Source organism: Micromonospora sp. NPDC049662 (assembly GCF_040675055.1).
In the GTDB taxonomy this organism is placed as follows: Bacteria; Actinomycetota; Actinomycetes; order Mycobacteriales; family Micromonosporaceae; genus Micromonospora.
This window is the reverse complement of sequence record NZ_JBFAOC010000033.1, coordinates 13093-30804: the sequence shown is the minus strand read 5'-3', so window position 1 is coordinate 30804 and position 17712 is coordinate 13093. Positions and strand designations below refer to the sequence as shown.

The 17712-nt window shown below is 73.1% G+C and carries 17 protein-coding genes; 8 read left to right on the top strand and 9 right to left on the bottom strand.

Annotated elements, in window-relative coordinates; genetic code table 11:
• Nucleotides 1-12: 12 nt before the first annotated feature.
• The 7 genes from AB0J36_RS22805 to AB0J36_RS22775 form a co-directional block, all read right to left on the bottom strand.
• Nucleotides 13-669, bottom strand: coding sequence for a lysophospholipid acyltransferase family protein (locus AB0J36_RS22805; RefSeq protein ID WP_357126768.1), 657 nt, complete (start codon nt 667-669; stop codon nt 13-15).
• Between the two features lie 12 nt (nt 670-681).
• Nucleotides 682-1266 (bottom strand): TetR/AcrR family transcriptional regulator, encoded by a 585-nt coding sequence (locus tag AB0J36_RS22800; RefSeq protein ID WP_357126771.1) that lies wholly within the window; start codon nt 1264-1266, stop codon nt 682-684.
• A 71-nt stretch (nt 1267-1337) separates the two neighbouring features.
• Nucleotides 1338-2996: an EAL domain-containing protein gene (locus AB0J36_RS22795; protein WP_357127307.1), complete on the bottom strand. Its 1659-nt coding sequence runs from the start codon at nt 2994-2996 to the stop codon at nt 1338-1340.
• A gap of 79 nt (nt 2997-3075) precedes the next feature.
• Nucleotides 3076-3885 carry an SAM-dependent methyltransferase gene (locus tag AB0J36_RS22790; RefSeq protein WP_357126774.1) on the bottom strand — a complete coding sequence of 270 codons (810 nt, stop codon included), beginning with the start codon at nt 3883-3885 and terminating at the stop codon, nt 3076-3078.
• Between the two features lie 189 nt (nt 3886-4074).
• Entirely contained in the window at nt 4075-4743 is a 669-nt protein-coding gene (locus tag AB0J36_RS22785) for a response regulator transcription factor (RefSeq protein ID WP_007072219.1), read from the bottom strand.
• A gap of 7 nt (nt 4744-4750) precedes the next feature.
• Nucleotides 4751-6442, bottom strand: coding sequence for a GAF domain-containing sensor histidine kinase (locus AB0J36_RS22780; RefSeq protein ID WP_357126777.1), 1692 nt, complete (start codon nt 6440-6442; stop codon nt 4751-4753).
• A gap of 14 nt (nt 6443-6456) precedes the next feature.
• Nucleotides 6457-8274: a long-chain fatty acid--CoA ligase gene (locus AB0J36_RS22775; protein WP_363661086.1), complete on the bottom strand. Its 1818-nt coding sequence runs from the start codon at nt 8272-8274 to the stop codon at nt 6457-6459.
• Nucleotides 8275-8429: 155 nt separating this feature from the next.
• On the opposite strand from AB0J36_RS22775, the gene AB0J36_RS22770 reads away from it, so the two are divergent.
• The 6 genes from AB0J36_RS22770 (at nt 8430) to AB0J36_RS22745 (ending at nt 13729) form a co-directional block, all read left to right on the top strand.
• Nucleotides 8430-8885, top strand: a complete 456-nt coding sequence (locus AB0J36_RS22770) for an SRPBCC family protein (protein WP_357126783.1) — start codon at nt 8430-8432, stop codon at nt 8883-8885.
• A 31-nt stretch (nt 8886-8916) separates the two neighbouring features.
• The gene (locus tag AB0J36_RS22765; RefSeq protein WP_357126786.1) at nt 8917-9609 is read left to right on the top strand and encodes a hypothetical protein; all 693 of its coding nucleotides are present in this window, start codon (nt 8917-8919) and stop codon (nt 9607-9609) included.
• 79 nt (nt 9610-9688) lie between these two features.
• Complete coding sequence (locus tag AB0J36_RS22760) at nt 9689-10636, top strand: ROK family glucokinase (protein WP_357126789.1); 948 nt, start codon at nt 9689-9691, stop codon at nt 10634-10636.
• A 13-nt stretch (nt 10637-10649) separates the two neighbouring features.
• Nucleotides 10650-11342 carry an endonuclease/exonuclease/phosphatase family protein gene (locus tag AB0J36_RS22755; protein WP_357126792.1) on the top strand — a complete coding sequence of 231 codons (693 nt, stop codon included), beginning with the start codon at nt 10650-10652 and terminating at the stop codon, nt 11340-11342.
• A 115-nt stretch (nt 11343-11457) separates the two neighbouring features.
• Nucleotides 11458-12864 carry an NAD(P)-binding domain-containing protein gene (locus AB0J36_RS22750; RefSeq protein ID WP_357126795.1) on the top strand — a complete coding sequence of 469 codons (1407 nt, stop codon included), beginning with the start codon at nt 11458-11460 and terminating at the stop codon, nt 12862-12864.
• A 70-nt stretch (nt 12865-12934) separates the two neighbouring features.
• Nucleotides 12935-13729 (top strand): alpha/beta fold hydrolase, encoded by a 795-nt coding sequence (locus AB0J36_RS22745; RefSeq protein ID WP_357127310.1) that lies wholly within the window; start codon nt 12935-12937, stop codon nt 13727-13729.
• A 13-nt stretch (nt 13730-13742) separates the two neighbouring features.
• Here AB0J36_RS22745 and AB0J36_RS22740 read toward each other — a convergent pair whose 3' ends face one another.
• Both AB0J36_RS22740 and AB0J36_RS22735 read right to left on the bottom strand, forming a co-directional pair.
• Nucleotides 13743-15215: a trehalose-6-phosphate synthase gene (locus tag AB0J36_RS22740; RefSeq protein WP_357126798.1), complete on the bottom strand. Its 1473-nt coding sequence runs from the start codon at nt 15213-15215 to the stop codon at nt 13743-13745.
• A gap of 211 nt (nt 15216-15426) precedes the next feature.
• Nucleotides 15427-16287, bottom strand: coding sequence for a DUF308 domain-containing protein (locus AB0J36_RS22735; protein ID WP_357126801.1), 861 nt, complete (start codon nt 16285-16287; stop codon nt 15427-15429).
• A 278-nt stretch (nt 16288-16565) separates the two neighbouring features.
• On the opposite strand from AB0J36_RS22735, the gene AB0J36_RS22730 reads away from it, so the two are divergent.
• Both AB0J36_RS22730 and AB0J36_RS22725 read left to right on the top strand, forming a co-directional pair.
• The gene (locus AB0J36_RS22730) at nt 16566-16874 is read left to right on the top strand and encodes a hypothetical protein (protein ID WP_357126804.1); all 309 of its coding nucleotides are present in this window, start codon (nt 16566-16568) and stop codon (nt 16872-16874) included.
• Nucleotides 16875-17030: 156 nt separating this feature from the next.
• Nucleotides 17031-17711: a lysophospholipid acyltransferase family protein gene (locus tag AB0J36_RS22725; protein WP_357127312.1), complete on the top strand. Its 681-nt coding sequence runs from the start codon at nt 17031-17033 to the stop codon at nt 17709-17711.
• Nucleotide 17712: the final 1 nt, after the last annotated feature.

The following is a 17712-nucleotide window of genomic DNA, read 5'->3' as shown; positions in this document are numbered from 1 at the left end:
CGCCGCCGCCGCTCAGGCGCGGGGTTGCCGGGGCGGGGCGTAGCGGGGGACGTACTCCTGGTCGGTGAGCCCTTGGATCGCGGCCATCACCTCGTCCGTGATGGCCCGGATGTCGCGCGGCCCGGTGATGCGGTCGGCGACCGGGATCGCCGGGCCGAAGCGCAGGGCGACCGGGTGTCGGCGGGGGATTCGCGCGTCGACCGGCAACACCTCGGCGGTGCCGAGTACGCCGACCGGGATGATCGGGACCTCGGCGTCGCGGGCCAACCGGGTCATTCCGGTGCGGCCGCGGTAGAGCCGCCCGTCGGGGGACCGGGTGCCCTCCGGGAAGATGGCGACGAGACCGCCGGCGCGCAACACCGGCACGGCCGCGTCGAAGGCCGTGAGGGCGGCCCGGCCGCCGGCGCGCTCGACGCGGATGGCGCCCATGCCGGCCACGACGTGCCGGCTGAGCCAGCTGCCGGTGAAGTACTCGGCCTTGGCCCAGAACGTCACGTGTCGGGGTGTCAGGCAGGCGAGGACCACCTGGTCGGCGACGGACAGGTGGTTGCTGGCGAGGATCGCCCCGCCTCGGCGGGGCAGGTGCTCCAGGCCTTGGACGCGCGGTCGCCAGCCCAGTCGCAGGGCTGAGCCGACGGTCAGTTTGCTGAGGTCGTACAGCAGGGGCACGTCTTCTCCCGTTCAGTTCCGCGCGGGGCCGAGGTACGCGTCGAGCGCGGCCCGCAGCACGGTGTCGTCGTCGCGGTCGCCGGTGGCCAGCGGCAGGCTGCCCCAGGCCCAGAGCTGGGCGATGCCGTGCAGGTTGGCCCAGAGCGCGCCGGCCACCACCGGCGCGGGCGGGGCGGTCGGCTGGCGTGTCTGGGCAACCAGGTCGGTCAGGAGGGTGAACAGCGGCAGGCTCGTCTCGCGCAGCCGCAGACGACTGCTGGCCAGCAGGTCGTGGCGGAACATCAGCTCGAACATGCCGCGGTGCCCGGCGGCGAAGTCCAGGTACGTCCGGGCCAGCGCGACCAATCGGGTACGCGGCTCCGTACCGGCCGCGTGGATCGTCCGCTCCACCCGGGCGGTGAGGTCGGCGAAGCCCTCCCGGGCGATGGCCGAGAGCAGGTCGACGTGGGTGGGGAAGTAGCGGCGCGGGGCGCCGTGCGACACGCCCGCCCGACGGGCGATCTCCCGCAGGGACACGGCGGACTGGCCCTCACGCAACACGAGGTCGACTCCGGCCGCCACCAGCCGGGCCCGGACTCCGGCCTCCTCCACGGTCATAGACACTGTCTACCAGTTCGCCGTAGACGTTGTCTACGGCCGTGGGCGACGGTGCGGGTGCCCGTGCCGGCTCAGCGGATGCGGGCCAGGATGCGGTCGGCAGGGGCCGGGCGGCCGAAGTGCCAGCCCTGGGCGGCGTCGCAGCCGATCGCCCGCAGCCGCTCGGCCTGCCCGGCGGTCTCCACCCCCTCGGCGGTCACCGTGAGGTCGAGGGCGTGCGCCAGCGACACCAGCGAGGCGAGGATCCGCTCGTCGGTACGCCCCACCGTCGGCGACCGCAGGCCAGCCACGAACTCGCCGGCCACCTTCAGCTCGGTGACGGGCAGATCCCGCAGGTACGCCAGGTTGCTGTAGCCGGTGCCGAAGTCGTCGATGGCGATCCGTACGCCCAGGTCGGCCAGCAGCCGCAGCGCCCGGACGGGCTCCTTGGCGCTGCTCATCATCGTGCTCTCGGTGATCTCCAACTGGAGTCGTTCGGGCGGCAGGCCGGTCTGGCGCAGCAGCGTACGGACCTCCCGCACCAGACCGGGCCGGTGCACCTGCCGGACGGCCAGGTTGACGCTCACGAACGGCGCCTGCGCGCCATCCGTCGACCACGCCTCCGCCTCCCGGCACGCCTCGGCGAGCACCCACCCGCCCAGTTGCACGATCAGACCGGTCTCCTCGGCCAGCGCGATGAAGCTGTCCGGCCGCAGGACGCCCAGCTCCGGGTGTCGCCAGCGGACCAGCGCCTCCACACCGAGCAGTCGGCCGTCGCGCAGCGAGGTCAGGGGCTGGTAGTCGAGATAGAACTCGCCCCGCTCCAGCGCGGCCGGGATGGCCGCCGACAGGGCGTACCGGGCCAGCTCGCGACGGTTGCGCTCGGCGTCGTAGAGCGCCCAGCGCGCCCCTCCGGCCGACTTCGCCCAGTGCAGGGTGCTGTCGGCGGCCCGCATCAGGTCACTCGGGTTGGAGCCGGCCACCTGCCGCTCGACGATGCCGATGCTCGCCGTGACCTGGAGCTCGTGCCCGTCGACCACCGCGGGTGTCCGGACCGCGGCCAGAGCGCTCTCGGCGACCTCCACGACTGCGTCGGTGCCGCCCGCGCCCTCCACCAGGATGACGAACTCGTCCCCACCGAGGCGGGCCACCAGATGCTCACCGAGGCACTGGCGCAGCCGGTCGGCCACCGTGGTCAGCAACCGGTCGCCGACCTGGTGTCCCAGCGTGTCGTTGACCACCTTGAAGCGGTCCAGGTCGAGGAAGCACACCCCGACGCGTTGGGCGCCCCGGCCCGGCTCGTTGAGCGCGGCGGTGAGCCGCTCGGTGAACAGCGTCCGGTTGGGCAGACCGGTGAGCGGGTCGTGGGTGGCCTGGTGGCGGAACCGCGCCTCGCTGGCCCGCAGCGCCCGTTCGGCCTGGGTGCGCGCCATCATGGCGGCCCGGCGGATGGACTCCTGCTCATCGAGCGTGCGGTCCCGCAGCGCGCGGGCGTAACCGGTCGCCACGGCGGCCAGGAGTCGGGCCATCCGGTCCTCGACGTCCTCGGCCACCAGTCCCAGGTCCCGCACGAGCCGAAGCTGGATCACCTCGACGGTACGGCCCAGTCCCTCGGCGGACGCGATGTGCGCGGCGACCAACTCCGCACCGACCCGGTGCCCGGCCCGCAGGTCGAACGGCTCGGCGAGCAGCGCCTGGGCCAACTGGCCGGCGAGCCTCTGCAACAAAGCCTCGAGCTGGGCCTGTGTCATCGGTAGGTAGCTCGTACCGGAGACCGCCTTGGCCCAGGCGCGGGCGAAGGTGCCGGGGCGGGTGACCGCCGAGGGCGACTCAGTCACCGAGTCGCCCGACGCCGCCCATGAAGACCGCCCGCTCGGCGTCCTCCGCGCTCTCGGGAGTGTCCGGTCGCCACTGTGGCACCCAGACGACGCCCGGATCGACCAGCTCGAACCCGTCGAAGAGGGCGGTCACCTCGGCCCGGTTGCGAATCGTGAGCGGGCTGTCGGTACGCCGGTAGACGCGTTCGGCCTCGGCGCGCTCCTCCCCGGCGCGGCCGTCGTCGCTGGCCTGCGACAACACCAGGTAGCTGCCGGGCGCCACCGCGTCCCGAAGCGTCGCCAGCAACTCCGCCGGCCGGTCGTCGTCGGGGACGAAGTGCAGGACCGCCACGATCATCACCGCCACCGGCTGGCCGAGGTCGAGCAGCCGGCGCGTGTCGGGGTGCGCCAGGATCTCCTCCGGGTGCCGCAGGTCCTCCTGGACGATCGTCGCCCGGTCGTTGTCGGCCAGGATCTCCCGGCTGTGCGCCACCGCGACCGGGTCGACGTCCACGTAGACCACCCGCGACGCCGGGTCGATCCGCTGGGCGATCTCGTGCACGTTGCCGACCGTGGGGATGCCCGAGCCGATGTCCAGGAACTGGCGGACGCCGGCCTCGGCGAGGTGGTGGACCGCCCGGCGCAGGAACGCGCGGTTGGCCTGCGCGGCCAGCGGCGCCTCCGGTACGGCCGCCACCATCGCCTGCGCGGCGGCCCGGTCGGCGGCGAAGTTGTGCGATCCGCCGAGGTAGTAGTCGTACATCCGGGCGACGCTCGGGCGCTCGATGTCGATGGTGTCGGGCGCCCAGTCCGGCCGCTGCATGCGCTCACCCCTTGAGTCCACGACGCGGACGTCATCGCCCGCGCGGGTATTCTGCCCCCGCGGTACCCGCCAGACCATAGCGTGCCCGTCCACCCGTCGCGGACGTCGGTCGATACGCGAAGGTCCGCGACGGCGGCGAGCCGGCGCGGACCTTCGGTTACGGGATTACGCTCAACGAACGGGCGCGGGTCAGAACTTCGGCGCGTCCGGCGCTTCGAGCAGGCCGAGTCGCAGCGCGGTCATCAGGGCCTGTGCCCGGTTGGCGGCGCCGAGCTTCTCGTAGAGCTTGGAGATGTGCGTCTTCGCCGTGGACTCGCTGACGAACAGCTGCTTGGCGATGCCCGCCACGCTCATCCCGTCGGCGAGCAGCCGCAGCACCTGCCCCTCGCGGGGGGAGAGCTGCGGGCCGGAGGGGGCGAGCCGACGCTTCATCGCCTCGGCCAGGTCGGCGGCGGTGAACGCGCTCGGGGACGAGGCGGCGTGCCGCGCGGCGGCCACGACCTCGTCGGCCGGGGCGGTCTTGGGCACGAAGGCGCTCGCCCCGGCCTCCAGGGCGCCGAAGAGCTGGTCGTCGCCGGCGTACATGGTCAGCACCACGATGCCCATCGACGCGCTGGACTTGCGCAGCGCGCGGGTGGCCTCCAGGCCGCTGCCGTCGGGCAGCCGCAGATCCATGATCACCACGTCCGGCTGGAGGGCGCCGGCCTGGCGTACCCCCTCTGCCGCGGTCGCGGCCTCGCCGACGACCTCGAACTGACGGTCGCGCTCGAAGGCGTGCCGCAGGCCCTTACGAATCAGGTCATGATCGTCAACAAGGAGGACCTTGGTGCGGGTGGCCGGTGTCGGACTTGTGGTCATCCTCGGGTTACTCCCCTTCTGGTGCTGCGCTGTCACGCACGTTATCGCGCCGGGACGAGGTGCCGAGAACCACCGCCACGGTCGTGCCGCTGGGTTGCCGCGGCCTGATCTCCAACCGGCCCCGGATACGTTCCGCCCTCTCGGCCATGATCGCAAGACCGTACCGCCCGTCGGGGCGCTGGTCAGCCATCCCCTGACCGTCATCCGACACTTCTATTTGCGCGTACGGGGGGTCGACCTCACACGTGACCCACAAATTGGACGCTCCGGCGTGCTTGCGGGCGTTGGTCACGGCCTCCTGCGCGATGCGCAGCAACTCGGCCTCGGTGGCCGCCGGCAGGCGGGCCGTGGACTCGTCCAGCGACAGGTGCACCCGCAACCCGCCCGACGCGCCGACGGTGCGGGCGTACTCGGCGATCGCCGCGGCCAGGCCGCCCTGCCGGTCCACCTCGCTGCGCAGCTCGAAGAGGCTCAGCCGCAGCTCCTGGATCACCCGGGTCACCTCGGCGCGCAGCGTCCGCAGGGCCTCGGCCGTCTCGTCCGCGTCGTCGAAGACGGTGGCCAGGGCGTTGTCGATGCCGTAGCCGACCATCACCAGCTCCTGCGCCACCCCGTCGTGGATCTCCCGGGCCAGCCGCTGGCGCTCCTCGTTGGTGGCCAGCGACCGGACCTCGTCGAACAGCAGCGCCGCCTCCAGCCGCAGCGCGGCGGGCCGGGTCAGCCCGGTCACCCGGGACACCACCGGCGGCGGGTACGCCTGCGCGACATCGGCCTCCAGCACCACCAGCCCCACCGTGCGTACCCCCGCGACCAGCGGGACGATCAGCGCGGACACGTCCGGACCCCGGTGCGAGCGGGACTGCGAGCGGGCGGCGGTGGTGGCCTGCTGACTGGCCCAGGCGTCGGCGATGGCCGAGTCCGCGTCCAGCGTCGTCTCCCAGTCCACGCGGTCCGCCCCGGCCTGGGCGAGGACCACGAGCCGGCCGCCGCCGCTGGCGGACAGCACCGCGCCGCGGTCCGCCCGGGCCACCGTGCGCAGCTCGTCGATCAGGTGCTCGGAGATGCCCCCCGGGTCCAGGGTCGCCCCGGGCAGCTGCCGGGCCACCGTCCGCAGTTGGGTCAACAGCCGGGTGGCCTCGGCGTACGGCTGGGGCTTGCTGTCGGCGCGTACGGCCATCACCCGGTGCAGGGTGCCGGCGGCGTAGAGCCCGAGCGCGGCCAGGATCAACCACTGCGCGCAGACCGCGAGGTAGCCCACCTGGCCGAGTTGACGTTCCCCGTCGACCTCGGTCAGCGCCCCGCTGACCAGCAGCGTGCCGGCGGTCACCGCGAGCAGCGCCGCGCCCTCGCGGAAGCGGCGGCGCAGCGCGGTGACGGTCACCGGCACCGCCAGGTAGGGCAGCACGGCGGAGGCGCCGAGCCCGTCGACCGTGCCGCCGATCGACGCGACCGCGGCGACCTGGCTCGCGGCCAGCCCCAGCACCACCACCTCGGCGACCCGGCTCAGCGGCCCGACCAGCCGGTGCTGCGGCGCGAGCAGGGAGGGCAGCCCGGCGACCGCCAGCAGCGCGATCCACCACAGCTGGGTGACGTCGCGGGTGGCGAACAGGGTCAGGATCGCGACCAGCGCCAGCATCACCACGCGGGCGGCCGCGGCGAGAGGATGCGGGTGTGGGACGGCGGTTGTGGATGCGGGCACGTGACGGATCGTAGTCAGCCGCGGTAGATGTCGGCGATCTCCGCCGCGTACGTCTTGTGGACGACCTGGCGTTTGACCTTGAGCGACGGGGTCAGCTCGCCGGTGACCTCGGTGAAGTCGCGGGGCAGGATCCGGAAGACCTTGATCGCCTCGGCCTTCGACACGGCCTGGTTCGCGGCGTCGATGGCGGACTGCACCTCGGCGCGCAGGCCCTCGTGCTCGCGCAGCGTCTCGACCGAGGTCTCCGGTGGGAGCCCGGCGTTCGCCAGGAAGGTCGGCAGCGCCTCCTCGTCGATGGTGACCAGCGCCGCGATGAACGGCTTCGCGTCTCCGACGACGACGCACTGACTGATCAACGGGTGCGCCCGGACCTGGTCCTCCAGCACCGCCGGGGCGACGTTCTTGCCGCCGGCGGTCACGATCAGCTCCTTCTTGCGGCCGGTGATGCTCAGGTAGCCGTCGGCGTCGAGCTGGCCCAGGTCACCGGTGCGGAACCAGCCGTCGGGGCTGAGCGCCTCCGTGGTCGCCGCCTCGTTGTGCCAGTAACCCTGGAAGACCAGCTCGCCGGAGATCAGGATCTCGCCGTCGTCCTCGATCCGGACGGTCACGCCGGGCAGCGGCCGGCCGACGGTCCCGATCCGGGTGCCGGTGGGCAGGTTCGCGGCGGCGGCGGGGGACGTCTCGGTCAACCCGTACCCCTCCAGGACCGTCACGCCGACGCCGCGGAAGAAGTGGCCGAGCCGCGCGCCCAGGGGCGCGCCGCCGGAGATGGCGTCGCGGCACCGCCCGCCGAGCGCGGCGCGCAGCTTGCGGTAGACGAGCCGGTCGAAGACCGCGTGCTGCGCGCGCAGCGCCAGGCCCGGCCCGCGCGAGGTCTCCAGCGCCTCGCTGTACGAGATGGCGACCTGCTCGGCGCGGGCGAAGACGCCGCCCTTGCCGTCGGCCTCGGCCTTCTGCTTGGCCGCGTTGTAGACCTTCTCGAACACCCGGGGTACGGACAGCACGAAGGTCGGCCGGAACTCCTGCAACTCGCCGACCAGGTTCTTGGTGTCCGCGCAGTGGGCGAGGGTGGCCCGTGCCTGCACCACGCCGATCTGGATGAGCCGGGCGAACGCGTGCGCCAGCGGCAGGAAGAGCAGGGTGCTCGCGCCGGCGTTGAACAGGTTCGGCAGCACGGGCACCGCGTTGGCGATGTCGGCGTACATGTTGCGGTGGGTCAGCACGCAGCCCTTGGGGCGGCCGGTGGTGCCGCTGGTGTAGATGATGGTGGCCAGGTCGTCGGCGCGGACCGCCTTGCGCCGCTGCTCCACCTGGGCCAGCTCGACCGTCGCGCCGACGGCGACCAGCTCGTCGACCGCGCCCCGGTCGATCTGCCAGACGTTCGTCAGCTCGGGGAGGCGGTCGCGGACACCGGCGATCAGCTCGGTGTGGGCGCCCGTTTCGACAAGCGCGGCGACCGCGCCGGAGTCGGCGATGATCCAGGCGGCCTGCTCGGCGCTGGAGGTCTCGTAGATCGGTACGGTGACCCCGCCGGCCGCCCAGATGGCGTAGTCGAGCAGGGTCCACTCGTAGCGCGTCCGGCTCATCAGGGCGACCCGCGCGCCCGGCTGGACGCCGGCGGCGATCAGGCCCCGGGCCACGGCCGCCACCTCGTCGCGGAACTGCAGGCAGGTCACTTCGGCCCAGGTGGTGGTGTCGCCGCCGTCGGCGGAGCGGGTGGCGCGGGCGAACTGCACGGTGTCCGGCGCGATCTCGGCGTTGTCCCAGACCGGATCGGTGAGGTTGGCCGCCTCGCCAACGGTGACGATCGGTGGAACGGAGAACTCGCGCACTTGCACTCCTTCGTGCTCGCACTGGCCTGGGCCGGACTCTGCCCGAGAGCATCGGCTCTGTCGAAACCTACCCGGCGGGCGGTTCGGGTGGGGTAGGCAGGGCGCGGCGGGGGCGGCGGGGGGTGTGGGCGGCGTCAGCCGGGTAGCCTCCCCCCATGGCGGACTCCTCCACCCAGTCGATCATCATCGGCGCGTCACCCGACCGGGTGGCGACGGTCATCTGCGACTTCCCGAGTTACCCCGAGTGGACCGAGGCGGTCCGCCGTGCCGAGGTGATCGAGGAGTACGAGGACGGCTACGCCAGCCAGGTGCGGTTCACCATCGACGCCGGGGTGATGGCCGACGAGTACGTGCTCGCCTACGAGTACGCCGAGGACCTGTCCCGCGTCGAGTGGCATCTGGTCGCCCCCTCGAAGATGCAGAAGAGCCAGCGTGGCTCGTACGACCTGGTGGGCAACCCGGACGGGACCACCACGGTGACGTACACGCTGGAGGTCGAGCTGTCCGTGGGGATGCTCGGCATGTTTCGGCGCAAGGCCGAGAAAATGATCATGGATACGGCGTTGAAGCAGCTCAAGCGCCGGGTAGAAGCACCCGGTGCGGCGCAGTGACGCGTCCGGCAGCGGGGTAGAGGAGCCGAGGGTGGGCGGAACGGACCCGGGTTCGGCCCGGGAAGAGGCGGAGCGTCTGGTGGCGGCCCTGCTCGCGGGGGCGCGGCTGGCCTCCAGCGGGTCGACGGGCGGCGCGTTCGGCCCGTTGGGCGGGATGTTGGCCGGTGTCCTCGGTCACAGTGCCGCTCCGGGCGGCGGCGATCGCGCCCGTGGTGGTTTCGCCACCGGTTCGGCCGAATGCTGCGTCTGCCCGGTCTGTCGTGGCATCGCCGCGTTGCGCGATCCGAGTCCGGAATTCGCCGAACGCCTCGCCACCGGCGCGGGCGACCTCGCCGCCGGCGTGGCCAGCCTGCTCCGCGCGTTCGCGCCGCCGGAGCCGTCCCCGACGACCGGGCCGGAGTGGGCCGCGTCGTCGCAGGCGGCGGCCGGTGCGGGCGGCGACGGCGAGCCGGCGCGGCCGGCCTCGACCGCGCGGTCGGCCGAGGCCTTCGACGAGCACGTGTGGCGCGATGCCACCCGCACCGGGCATGATTCCCAACCGGCGCCGGAGCGGGATGTCTGGTCGGTCGCCACCCGGTCGGCGGACACACCCGCCCCGGCCACCGCGGCACCCGTCGACGACGCCGGGGCGGTGGCCGCGCCGGTGCCGACCAGCCGACCCGTGGTGCCCGCTTCGCGGGCGTCCGACGACACCGGCGCGGACGCGCCGGGCGGCGGCGCCTGAGCGCGGGACATCGCGATCCGGACCGGCGTGCCCCGCGGCGCGCGCGAGCCGGACAGCACAGCAGAGGGGAGCGGCGGCGGTGACGCTGACCATCGGAGTCGACGTGGGTGGCACGAAGGTGGCCGGCGGTGTCGTGGACGACACCGGCACGGTCCTCGTGCAGAGCCGACGGGACACCCCCGCCGACGACGTCGCCAAGACCCGCGACGTCATCATCGAGCTGGTCGACGAGCTGGCCGCCGGGCGAACGATCGAGGCGGTCGGCGTCGGCGCGGCCGGCTGGATCGACGCCACCCGCTCGACCGTGCTCTTCGCCCCCAACCTGGCCTGGCGCGACGAGCCGCTGCGCGAGTACGTGAGCGCCGCCGTCGGCCTGCCGGTGATCGTGGAGAACGACGCCAACGTGGCCGCGTGGGCCGAGTTCCGCTACGGCGCGGCCCGCGCCGCCGACGACTCAATGATCATGTTCACGATCGGCACCGGCGTCGGCGGCGGCATCGTCCTCGGCGGCGAGCTGATGCGCGGCGCGCACGGCATCGCCGCGGAGCTGGGCCACATGCTGGCCGTGCCGGACGGGCACCAGTGCGGCTGCGGGCGGCTCGGCTGCATCGAGCAGTACGCCAGCGGCAGCGCCCTGGTCCGCTTCGCCCGTGCCGGCGCTCGACAGGAGCCGCAGCGGGCCACCGCCCTGCTGGAGCTGGCCGGCGGCGAGCCCGAGGCGATCACCGGTCACATGGTGACCGCCGCCGCGCAGGGCGGCGACCCGGTCTCCGCCGAGGCGTTCGCGCAGATCGGCCGGTGGCTGGGCACCAGCCTCGCCGACATGGCGCAGATCCTCGACCCGCAGGCCCTGGTCGTCGGCGGCGGCGTGATCGACGCCGGTGACCTGCTGCTCGGCCCGACGCGTCGCTCGTACCTCGACGCGCTGGCCCAGCGGGGACGCCTGCCGGTGGCCGAGGTCCTCCCCGCCGAGCTGGGCAACAGCGCCGGGGTGATCGGCGCGGCCGACCTGGCCCGCCGGATCTGAGGGCGGCCAGGAGATGGGCGTACCGCTGCGCGTGGTGTCGTACAACATCCACAGCCAGCGCGACGACACCGCCGCGCTGGCGGCGGTCGTCCGGGCCGCGAAGCCGGACGTCGTGATCGTGCAGGAGGGTCCGCGCCGGTTCCGGTGGCGGCAGAAGTCGGCCACGCTGGCCGAGTCGTTCGGCCTGGTGGTGGCCGCCGGAGGGCTGCCCGCCCTGGGCAACCTGCTGCTGACCAGCCTGCGGGTGCAGGTGCGCGGCGCCCGGTGCCAGCGGTTCCCGCTGACCCCGGGCCGGCACCTGCGCGGCGCGGCGTACGCCGACTGCCGGGTCGGCGACGCCCGCTTCACCCTCGCCGGCTCGCACCTGTCCACCGACCCGGCGGAGCGGCCCGCGCAGGCCGCCGAGTTCCGACGCGGCCTGGACGCCGCGAATGCTCCGGTGGTGGCGGGCGCCGACCTGAACGAGGGCCCGGACGGGCCGGCCTGGGCGACGGTGGCGCGCGGCCTGACCGACGCGGCGGTCGCGGCCGACCGCGCGGAACGGCTCACCTACTCGTGCGCCGACCCGCGCCGGCGCATCGACGCGCTCTTCGTCGACCCCCGGATCACCGTGGTCGACTACGACGTGGTGGACACTCCGCAGACCCGCCGGGCCAGTGACCACTTCCCGGTGCTCGTCGACCTGCTGCTGCCCGCCACGGCCTGACCCCCACCGGTCCGGACCCGCCGATCGGTCCGCGCCGGGGCTGGACATCCGGCTCCGATGTGGAGAGGATTTCGCGGCGAACCGGCACCCGTGCCGCACAAAAGGAGATGTCCCGGTGTCCACCTCCACCGACCAGGGCCGGCCCGACCCGGATGCGATCCCGTCCGCGCAGAGCCGCGACGGCCGCTCGCTCTCCGACCGGGGCGACACGGTCTGCGTCATCGGCGCCGGGGCCAGCGGCCTGACGGCCATCAAGAACCTGCGCGAGCACGGGTTCGGGGTGGACTGCTACGAACGCGAGACCGGCGTCGGCGGGGCCTGGAACTGGCGGCACGACCGCAGCCCGGTGTACGCCAGCACCCACCTGATCTCGTCGAAGCCGTTCACCCAGTTCCCCGACTTCCCGATGCCGGACTCCTGGCCGGACTACCCCCACCACGGCCAGCTCCTGTCGTACTTCGAGCGGTACGCCGACCACTTCGACCTGCGCTCGCACATCTGGTTCGGCACCGAGGTCGTCCGGGTCGAGCCCGCGCCGGGGGAGCGGTGGGACGTGACGACCCGCTCCACCGGCGGGTACGGCCCGGAGCGCACCTCCCGCTACGCCGCCGTGGTGATCGCCAACGGGCACAACTGGTCGCCGAAGCTGCCCCGCTACGAGGGCCTGGAGGAGTTCCGGGGCGAGATCATGCACGCGTCGTCCTACAAGGACCCGGCGCAGTTGCGCGGCAAGCGGGTGCTCGTGGTCGGTGCCGGCAACACCGGTTGTGACATCGCCGTCGAGGCCGCCCAGCAGGCGTCGCGCTGCTGGCACTCCACCCGGCGTGGCTACTGGTACGCCCCGAAGTACGTGCTGGGCCGACCGGCCGACCAGATCAACGACGCGCTGCTGTCACTGCGGGTGCCGCTGCGGGTCCGCCAGTGGCTCTACCACTGGACGATGCGGTTGACCGTCGGCAACCTGACCCGCTTCGGGCTGCCCAAGCCCGACCACCGGGTGTACGAGACGCACCCGATCGCCAACAGCCAGCTCGTCTACTACGTGGGCCACGGCGGGATCGGCCCGGTGCCCGACATCGCCCGGTTCCAGCCGTACGCCGTGGAGCTGGCCGACGGCCGCGAGATCGACCCCGAGCTGGTCATCTTCGCCACCGGCTACCTGCCGCGCTTCGAGTTCCTCGACGCGTCGGTGTTCGGCGACAGCGCCGGCACCGGCCGTCCCACGCTCTGGCTCAACGCCTTCACGCCGGGGCACCCCACGCTGGCCGTCGCCGGCCTGGTGCAGCCGGACTCCGGCCTGTTCACCCTGTCCCACTGGCAGACGGTGCTCTTCGCGCGGCTGCTGCTGGCCCGACGGGACCGACCCGAGCGGGCCGCCGCGTTCGCGCAGCGGGTCCGGGACCGGGCCGGGGAGCGCTACGCGGGCCAGGTCAAGGACAGCAGCCGGCACTGGTTCGAGGTCGGGCACGCCGACTACCTGCGCGCCGTCCAGCGCGCCCTGCACGACCTGGAGGGCAAGTGAGCGCGAGGAGTGAGCTTGCGAGCCCCGCAGTCGCGAACGAAAGGCTGGATCAGTGACCGAGGTGCGGATCATGCGGGGCCGGGAGTGGGCTCGTCCGGTCCGGCCGGCGCGCCGTGAGGTGCTCAGCGCCGTACCCGAGTTGGAACAGGGGCGTCCGCCGCTGCTGTTCGTACCCGGGTTCGGGCACGGGGCGTGGGCGTTCGCCGAGCACTGGCTGGGCCATGCCGCGTCGCGGGGCTTCCCGGCGTACGCGCTGAGCCTGCGGGGGCACGGCGGCAGCGAGCCGGCGCCGGAGGCGACGCTGCGCGCGTACACCCATGATGTGACCCAGGTGGCCGCGAGCCTGCCGCGCCAGGCGGTCCTGGTGGGGCACGGCGCCGGGGCGCTCGTGGTGGCCCACGCGATGGCGCGCTATCCGGCGCGCGGCGCGGTGCTGGTAGCGCCGGTCTTCGGCGGCTGGGGCGTCTTCGGTACGGCGGTGCGCCGCAACCCGGCCGGGACGCTGCCGGCGGTGTTCGGCGGACCGCTGCGGCTCAGCCGCGCGCAGCTGTTCAGCCGGGAGTTGCCCGACGAGGACGCCCGACGGTACGTGGCGCGGCTGGGCCGGGCCGGTCGGCGCGCGCAGTGGGCGCTGCTGGGCGAACCGCAGGCCGAGGCGGCCGTGGGCGAGCCCCCGGTCCTGGTGCTGGGCAGCCCGGACGACCGGGTGGTGCCGGCGGCGACGTTGACGCGGGTCGCCCGCCGGTACGGGTCGGCGCCGCTGTTGTTCCCCGGCATGGGGCACGACCTGATGCTCGACGCGCGCTGGGCCGAGCCGATCGACGCGATCCTGGACTGGTTGGAGAAGGAGCCCGCCGGCCGCTGATCACGCGGCCCGGTCAGCCGCCGGCGTGCTGGGTCGCCCGGGTCGCCGGCCGTGGCACCCGGGCGGTGCCGTCGGTGCTGGTGAGGCGGCTGACCAGCGCGCCCGTCTCGTCGAGGGCGCTCAGGTAGGAGCGGGCCCAGGCCCGGATGTCGTGCTCGTGCAGGTGGGCGCGCATCGCCCGCATGCGGGCGATGACGTCGGCGGGGTCGGCCCGCAGCGCCGTGCGCAGCGCCTGCTTGAGCCCTTCCAGGTCGTGCGGGTTCACCAGGTACGCCTGGGACAGCTCCGCGGCGGTGCCGGCGAACTCGCTGAGCAGCAACGTTCCGGTGTCGTCCACCCGGGCGGCGACGTACTCCTTGGCGACCAGGTTCATCCCGTCGCGCAGCGGGGTCACCGCCATCACGTCGGCGACCCGGTAGAGCGCCGCCAGCTCGGCCCGGTCGAAGGGCTGGGTGAGGTAGTGGATGGCGGGCTCGCCGACCCGCCCGAACTCGCCGTTGATCCGGCCCACCTCGCGCTCGATGCGTTCGCGCAGGATCTGGTACTGACCGACGCGTTCCCGGCTCGGCATGGCGACCTGGACGAGCACCGTGTCGCGGACCTTGACGTCGCCGCTGGCCAGCAGCTCGCTGTACGCCTTGAGTCGCTGTTCGATGCCCTTGGTGTAGTCCATCCGGTCCACGCTGAGGATGACCTGCCGGGGATCGCCGAGATCCTGCCGCAGGCGGCGGGCCCGGGCGGCCACGTCGGGGCGGGCGGCGAGGGCGGCCATCTCGGCCGTGTCGATCGAGACGGGGAACGCGCCGATGCGGACCACCCGGTCGTCGATCCCGATCCGACGGTCGGTGGCCGGCAGCTCCAGCACCCGGGTCACCAGCTGGGCGAAGTTGTGTGCCGCCTGCGCCCGCTGGAAGCCCACCAGGTCGGCCCCGAGCATGCCGCGCAGCAGCTCGGCGCGGCGCGGCAACTGCATGAACAGCTCCGGCGGCGGGAACGGCACGTGCAGGAAGAAGCCGATGCGCAGGTCGGGGCGGAGCGCGCGCAACAGCCCGGGTACGAGTTGCAGGTGGTAGTCCTGTATCCAGACCACGCCTCCCGGCTCGGCCACCTCGGCGGTCGCCTCCGCGAACCGCTGGTTGACCCGCTGGTACGCCTCCCACCAGCGCCGGTGGTGCTCGGGTTGCTCGACGGCGTCGTGGTAGAGCGGCCAGAGGGTCGCGTTGGCGAAGCCTTCGTAGTGATCGCGCAGGTCCTCGTGGCTGAGAGCGACGGTGTGCATGTGGACGCCGTCCACGTCCGGCAGGGCGGGCGCCGGGCCGGTGCCGCCGGCCCAGCCGACCCAGATCGCCGGGGTGTGTCGCAGCAGCGGGTGTAGCGCGCTGACCAGCCCTCCGGGGCTGCGTCGCCACTCGCAGGCGCCGTCCGGGGCCTGGCTGTCGTCGATGGGGAGGCGGTTGGCCACCACCACGAGGGAACTCTGTCGCATCTCGGGCATTCCGATCAGCAGAGGACTGACCGCCACGAGCAAGGGAAAACCGGTCAGTCAGCGGGGGAAGTGACGTACAGCGGTATTCCTACTGACAGTAAGTTACACCACTGTTACGCCCCGAGTGAGGGCGGTCGTGTCCCGCGATGCGGGCCGGGTAGGGCCAGCTTCATAAGGGCGGCCGGCCAGTTTCTTGCTGATGAAACAGGCGCTAGACGACGGCGCCGTTGTCCGGGTCGTCGTCCTCCTCGTCACCGGGGCGCAGCCGCCAGATCAGCGTGACGAAGCCGGCCAGGATGCCCGTGAACCCGAACAGGGTGACCGCCGAGCGGTCGATCGGGAGCAGCGACGGGAAGAGGAAGAGCACGAACCCGACGACCACGGCGAGCGCGCCGACCACCGCGTACTTGGAGACGCGGGGCAGCGGCGGCGGCGGGGGCGGGTGGTAGGTGTCCTCGTCGTCGTCCGGCAGGTCGGCGCCGAAGGTGTCCAGACCGTCCAGCAGTGAGGGCTCATCGTCCCGGCTGTTGCGGCCGACCGAGATCCCGGAGAAGTCGGTCGCCGACGGCAGTCGACGGACGTCGGTCGCGGTGGGCCCGGCCTCGTCGACGCCGGAGCGGGCGAGCGGACCGGCCGTCGGCTCGTCCCGGGTGTCCCGGTCGTCACGTTCGTCCACGTCCTCCGCGGCCGGCCAGGGCCGCTCGTCGGTGGTCGAGGGGGTGCTGTGGAAGCCGGCCACGATCCGGGCCCACTCCGCGTCGATGTCCGGCTCGTCGCGGGCCGGGGGCTGCTCCGGGGCGCTCTCGTCGGCGAGCTGCGTCAGGTAGTCACGGGCGGTCCGCAGGTGCGAACGGTCGACGTAGAGCCGGTCGACCGGACGGGCCGGGACGGTGGTGGTACGGGTGACCGGATTGAGGTCGGCCGACGGTTGCAGGTAGGCGGCGATCCCGCCGGCGGCCAGCACGTCGAGCAGGTGCTCGCCGACGCGCGGATCGACATCGCCGACGACGGCGTACTCGCTCGCGTCGAGCCCGTTGTCCCGCCGTCCCCGGCGGGCCCCACCCGCTGACACCCGGACATCCTCCTCAACGCGCCCTGCGGCGCGGCCACCGCTGCCCCCTCGACGCCCGTGCGCACGTCGTGCTCTGAATCGTGACACGTCAGGGGCCGGTTCCGGGAGTGCGTTGTGTCGCGTCTTGGAAAGTCGGGGCTGCCGTCGCAGGTCGCGGCGGGGGTTCTTTGTCCGTTCTTGCGCGAGACGTGCGATCTCGGTGATCGTTGACGCCAGGGCGACCCGCGGTCCCGAACACCGCCCTGCGACCTGCCACCGACCGGGAACGAGAGGCGCACGTGGCTACTGACGACCACGAGGAGCTGAACATCCCGCCGCACCTTCAGACCTTCGCGCAGCGTCATCACCTTGACTACCGGCAGACGCCGCCCGGGATCGCGCTCTACCTGGGCCTGGGTTCGGCCCTGCTGGGGTTGCTGTTCAGCACCGCCCCGAAGGTCACCGGCGACCGGGCCCTCGGCTATCTGATGCTGGGCAGCGGTGTCGTGCTCCTCGTCGTCTCGCGGGTGCTGCACCGGCGCACGCGACGTCGGGAGGAGCAGCTGTACCAGGAGTTCCTGCAGTGGAAGACGGAGCGCGGCGAGTAGAGGTCGACATGGATCCGGCCTTGGAGACCGTCGTGGGGGAGCGCGTCCGCCGCGTCGTGGTGGTGAGCGTCCGTCCGTTGTGGTGAGAGCGCTCGCTTCGTAGGCTCCACGGGGATGACGGCCAGCGCTGTCGCGCCCCCCTCGGAAAGGACGCCGGTGCTCTACTGGCTGTTGAAGCACGTGATCCTCGGTCCGCTGCTCAAGTTGATCTTCCGCCCGCGGGTGGAGGGGCTGCGCCACGTGCCGGCGACCGGCCCGGTGATCCTGGCCAGCAATCACCTCTCCTTTTTCGACTCGATCTTCATCCCGTTGATCGTCTCGCGGAGGGTCACCTTCGTGGCCAAGGCCGAGTACTTCACCGGCAAGGGGATCAAGGGCTGGTTGACGAAGATGTTCTTCGTCGGCACCGGCACCATCCCGGTGGACCGCTCCGGCGGCCAGGCCGCCCGCGCCGCGCTGGACACCCAGTTGCGGGTGCTGCGCGCCCAGGGGGTGGCCGGCATCTACCCCGAGGGCACCCGTTCCCCGGACGGGCGGCTCTACCGGGGCAAGACCGGGGTGGCCCGGCTGGCCCTGGAGAGCGGCGCGGTGGTGGTCCCGGTGGCGATGCTCAACGCCGACGAGCTCCAGCCGCCCGGCCGGTTGCTGCCCCGGATCGGCCAGGTGCGGGTCCGCTTCGGCGCGCCCCTGGACTTCTCCCGCTACGCGGGCCTGGCCGGTGACCGGTTCGTCGAGCGCGCGGTCACCGACGAGATCATGTACGAGGTGATGGAGCTCTCCGGCCGCGAGTACGTCGACATCTACGCGCAGAAGCTCAAGACGCCGGTGGCCGCCTGAC